Source organism: Streptomyces bobili (genome assembly GCF_002154575.1).
Classification (GTDB): Bacteria; Actinomycetota; Actinomycetes; order Streptomycetales; family Streptomycetaceae; genus Streptomyces; species Streptomyces bobili.
In genome coordinates this window covers 268-4,665 of sequence record NZ_MUBA01000605.1, presented here as the reverse complement: position 1 = coordinate 4,665, position 4,398 = coordinate 268, and the positions used below count along the sequence as shown (strand labels likewise).

Annotated in this window: 5 protein-coding genes; 3 read left to right on the top strand and 2 right to left on the bottom strand. The window is 72.8% G+C overall.

What is annotated here, in order from left to right; all coding sequences use genetic code 11:
- Positions 1–297 precede the first annotated feature (297 nt).
- Complete coding sequence (locus tag BZL64_RS34785; RefSeq protein ID WP_086773061.1) at positions 298–1,239, bottom strand: hypothetical protein; 942 nt, start codon at positions 1,237–1,239, stop codon at positions 298–300.
- Positions 1,240–1,416: 177 nt separating this feature from the next.
- Between BZL64_RS34785 and BZL64_RS34780 the strand changes: the two genes are divergently transcribed.
- On the top strand, positions 1,417–1,941 hold the full coding sequence (locus BZL64_RS34780) for a hypothetical protein (protein WP_086773060.1): 525 nt from the start codon (positions 1,417–1,419) through the stop codon (positions 1,939–1,941).
- On the opposite strand, the gene BZL64_RS34775 is transcribed toward BZL64_RS34780, so the two are convergent.
- The gene (locus tag BZL64_RS34775; RefSeq protein ID WP_086773059.1) at positions 1,934–3,091 is read right to left on the bottom strand and encodes a serine hydrolase domain-containing protein; all 1,158 of its coding nucleotides are present in this window, start codon (positions 3,089–3,091) and stop codon (positions 1,934–1,936) included. The genes BZL64_RS34780 and BZL64_RS34775 overlap by 8 nt on opposite strands.
- Before the next feature lie 318 nt (positions 3,092–3,409).
- Between BZL64_RS34775 and BZL64_RS34770 the strand changes: the two genes are divergently transcribed.
- Positions 3,410–3,976: an RNA polymerase sigma factor gene (locus BZL64_RS34770; protein ID WP_086773058.1), complete on the top strand. Its 567-nt coding sequence runs from the start codon at positions 3,410–3,412 to the stop codon at positions 3,974–3,976.
- Positions 3,977–4,043: 67 nt separating this feature from the next.
- The coding region (locus BZL64_RS41610) for a zf-HC2 domain-containing protein (RefSeq protein ID WP_244205691.1) at positions 4,044–4,398 on the top strand (355 nt) is incomplete at its 3' end.

The following is a 4,398-nucleotide window of genomic DNA, read 5'->3' as shown; positions in this document are numbered from 1 at the left end:
CGCCGCCTGCGAGCAGCGCGCCGGCCGTGCGGACTCCGACTCCGTCAGCCGTCCCCTCCGTCCCCTCCGCCACGGACCCTACGGAGGGGAACCGGACCCCCGAACCCGGCAGCGACACCGACGTGCCCGCACCCAGTCCGGATAGTACGGAGTCGCGTCCGACGGCCACGCCGGAGACGTCCGCCGAGGCGAACGCGCCGTCGATCGCCCCCTCCGAGGCCGGTACGCGTCGCTGACGCAGGTGCCGGGTGCCCGGCGGCAACGACGGGAGGGCCGAAGGAATGCGCCGATGCGGCCTCAGTGGCCGTGCGGGGTCTCCTCCTCGTGCGTACCGGGGTCGGCCTCGGGTGCCGCCTGCGTGCCGGTCCGTACCGTGAACGCCGCCGTGCGGACCGTCCCGTCGACCTTGAAGTCCAGGAACAGCCGGTAGGTGCCGGTGCTGGGCGCGGTGGCGGCGAAGGACACCTCGGGCCCGGACGTCGCGTCGCCCACGGCCTCCTCGTGCGGGTGGACGTGCAGGTAGGCCAGGTCACCGGAGCGCAGGGCGACCAGGTGGCCGTAGGCGCCGAGGTAGGGCTCCAGGTCGGTGACCGGGCGGCCGTCCCGGCGGACGGTGAAGGCCAGGTCGCTCTCGCCGCCCGCGGTGAGGGTGCCCTTGAGGGCGACGGTGTAGCCGTCGACGGTGGTGGTGGCCGCGGGCGCGGGCGGTTCGCTCGCCCGGTAGGGCCCGGTGACCGTCAGGTCGGAGCCGAGGGTGAGGCCTTCGGTCTCGGCGGCCGGCACGAAGTCCGCGAAGACGCGGTAGCCGCCCGCGGCCGGCAGGTCCACCGGGGTGCTCCAGGTGCCGTCGGCGGCCCGCACGGGATGGAGGTGGCGGTACGTCGTCAGCTCGCGTGAGGCGAGGATCAGGTGGAGCTGCTTGCCGTGGGCGGTCCGGTAGCGGGTCACGGGGTCGCCGTCGGCGTCCCGGACGACGAAGCGCAGGGTGCTCCGCTTCCCGGCCGGGACGGCGGTGGTCTCCAGGTCCAGGGAGTAGCCGTCCTGGGAGACCTGGAGGCCGGCCGGGAGGAGATCACCGGCCGTGGGTTTCCTCGCCGGCTCCGGACTGTGGCTCTCGCTGTGGCCGGCGGCGGTCGTCTCCTGGTCGAGCGGGCCGAACGCCGTACCGACCCCGTAGGCGGTGCCGAAGGCCGCGGCCAGCGCCGCCGTGAACGCGCCGATCTTCTGCAAGGGGTTCATACCGGGCTCCCGACTCTTCTCTCTCTTCACCTGCTGTCATGGATACCCATGGGGGGTATCCATGACAGCACTCTATACCCCCACGGGGTATGGAGTGAAGAGGAAGGGCGGGCCGTTGGCGCGGTGGGGCGCCCGAATGGTTTTGAACATGTTCAACTCGCGGCGTACGCTGCCGGCATGAGCGACAGAGCCGCCCTCCTCAAGGGCATCCGAGCCTGGCTTGTCTTCTTCGTCGTCTGCCTGGTGCTCAGCGGCGCCACGGCCTTCCCGCTCGTGCACGAACTGCGCTGGACCGAGGACCTGTTGCGGGCCCTGTCCGTGCCGGAGCACCTCCCCGGCCTCATGGACTGGATCGTGCGGGTGCGGCAGGGGCTCGACGTCGTCGACGCCGAGTACCCCTTCATGCTCTACGGCACCGACTGGCTGGCCTTCGCGCACCTCGTCATCGCGGTCGCCTTCTACGGCCCCTACCGCGACCCGGTCCGCAACATCTGGGTCGTCGAGTTCGCGATGATCGCCTGCGCAGGGATCATCCCGCTCGCCCTGATCAGCGGCCCGGTGCGCGGCATCCCCTCCTGGTGGAGCGTCATCGACATGTCCTTCGGCGTGTTCGGCGTGATCCCGCTGTACGTCGTCCGACGGAGGATCAAGCGGCTGGAGGCGCTCACCGCGCCCAACGCCTGGGCTCCGGCCGCTACTTGAGGGCGGCGAGGGCGATGCGCTCGGCCACCGGGTTCATCCCCTCGCCCTTCGCGTCCGTCGCGTTGACGGAGTAGACCAGGGTCCGGCTCAGGTTCCGGGTCCCGGCGATCAGCGCGTTGTAGCCGTACCGGCCACCCGACTTGAGCCAGTAGACCCGGCCGCCGTACTCGAACCGCTGGAGCCCGGCGCTGTACGTGGCCCCCTCGATGTGCGCCGGGACCGTGAACATCTCCCGCAGTTGGGGCCGCGGCACGAGCCGTCCCCCGAACAGCGAGCCGAGCAGGCGCTCCAGGTCCGCGGTCGTGGAGATCATGTCCCCGGCCGCGAACCGGTCCGCTTGGTTCCACTCGGTGACGTCGACGAACTCCGTCGTCCCGTCGGCCTTGCGCACGGCCTGGTAGCCGTGGTTGTGCGGGCCGAGGATGCGCGGGTCGGTGCCGGGGAAGTAGGTGTCACGCATCCCGGCGGGCGCCAGCACCAGCCCCGTGACCGCGGTGGCGTACGGCTGCCCCGTCACCTTCTCGATCAGCAACCCCAGGACCGTGTAGTTGATGTTGAGATAGTGCTGCCTCCGGCCGGGGCGGAACTCCGGGCCCTTCGCCGCCGCCGAGGCCACGACGGCCTGGGGCGTGAGGGTGTCGTAGCGGTGGGCGTACACCTCCTCGAAGGTCTCGCCGAGGCCGTCGCCCGCCGGGATGCCGCTGGTGTGGTTCAGCAACTGCCTTACGGTGACCGGCCGGAAGTCCCTGCCGAGGAGACCCGGCAGATAGCGCTGGACGGGCCGGTCCAGGTCGATCTCACCCCGCGCCGCGAGCTTCAGCACCGCCGCCGCGGTCACCACCTTCGTCACCGAGCCGGCCCGGAAACGGGCGTCCGGGTCGGCCGGACGGCCGCTCGCCAGGTCCCGCACGCCCGCGCTGCCCCGCCAGGTGCCGTCGGTGCCGCCCACCTGGACCAGGGCCGCCGTCGCGTCCGCGTCCGGGAGTCCGGCGACCGCCTCGCACAGGGCTCGCGCGTTCAAGCCGTCGGCACACGGCTCGGCTGCCGCCGGGTGGGTGGGTGAGGCGAAGGCGGGGACGGCCAGCGGGCCCGCCCCGAGGGCGAGCACCAGGGAGGCGGCGAGGGCGACGGTACGGCGGCGAGCGCGCATACGGGAAGGCTCCTGTGGGATCGGTGACGGGACGCGGGGGTGCGGGACGCGGGACGTGGAGTACGGGATGCGGGACGTGTGGTCATCCTCCGGCCTTCCGGCGGTGACCGGATCGTCACCGGGGAGGGCATGCGCCCCTGGTCCGTCCCGGAGCAAGTTCCGCACCTGACAGGGCTGTTGTCGGGGTCCGGCCCCTAGGGGCTCCCGGCCGGGTCTCCCGTGGCGCGGAAAACTGTTATCGCGCGGGCCCGCCACCCGTCTCCAGGATGTGATCTCCGACATTGCCAAGCGCACACCCCCTGCTGACAAGGTGCGGGCATGAGCACGAACGCGGACCGCGGAGACGGGCGGCACTGGCACGCCACGATCGCCGCCGCGCAGGCCGGCGACCGGCAGGCGCTGGACGAGCTGGTCGCGGGCTGGCTGCCACTCGTCTACAACGTCGTCGGCCGCGCCCTGAACGGCCACGCCGACGTCGACGACGTCGTCCAGGAGACGTTCCTCGCGGTGTGGCGCGGTACCGCCCGCTTCCGGGCGGAGGGCCACTCCGAGGACGCGGCCGGCTGGCTGTGGCGCATCGGTTCCCGCCGCCTCGTCGACACCGTGCGCGGCGACGGGGCGCGAGGCCGGCTGCGCCAGACCCTGGCCCGGTTGCGCCATCGCGACGAGGCCTCGGCGGAGGAGCGCGTGCTCGCGGGAGTGGAGCACGGGGACCTCGCCGGTGCCCTCACCCGCCTCTCACCGGAGTTGCGGGCGGTCCTCCAGGCCACCGTCATCGACGGACTCACGACCAGGGAGGCCGCCGTCCTGCTCGGCATCCCCCCGGGGACGGTCAAGACGCGGGCGCAGCGGGCCCGCAAGCAACTGCGGGAGGCGCTGGCATGAGGCGGTACGTGACGGAAGGGCGCCCACGCGGATGCGTGGAGGCCGGCAGAGCGAAGGAGGTCCTGGCATGACGTGGCACGTGGCAGAAGAGGACCTGCGGGCCTATGTGCGGGGCGAGTTGACGGCGCCCCTCCTGTGGTCCGCCGACACGCACCTCGCGGGGTGCGCCGAGTGCCGGTCGCGGCTCGCGGGGGCGACCGACCCGGTCGCGCTGGACGAAGCCTGGGAGCGGCTGGACGCCGAACTGGACGCGCCCCGGCCGAGCCTGGCCGAGCGGCTGCTGATGCGGCTCGGCGTGGCCGATCACACCGCCCGGCTGCTGACGGCCACCCCGGTGCTGCGCAGGTCATGGCTGCTGGCGGTGCTGTCCCTGCTGGTGATGACGGTCCTGGCGGTGCACCTGGTGGACCGGCCCGCGCTGT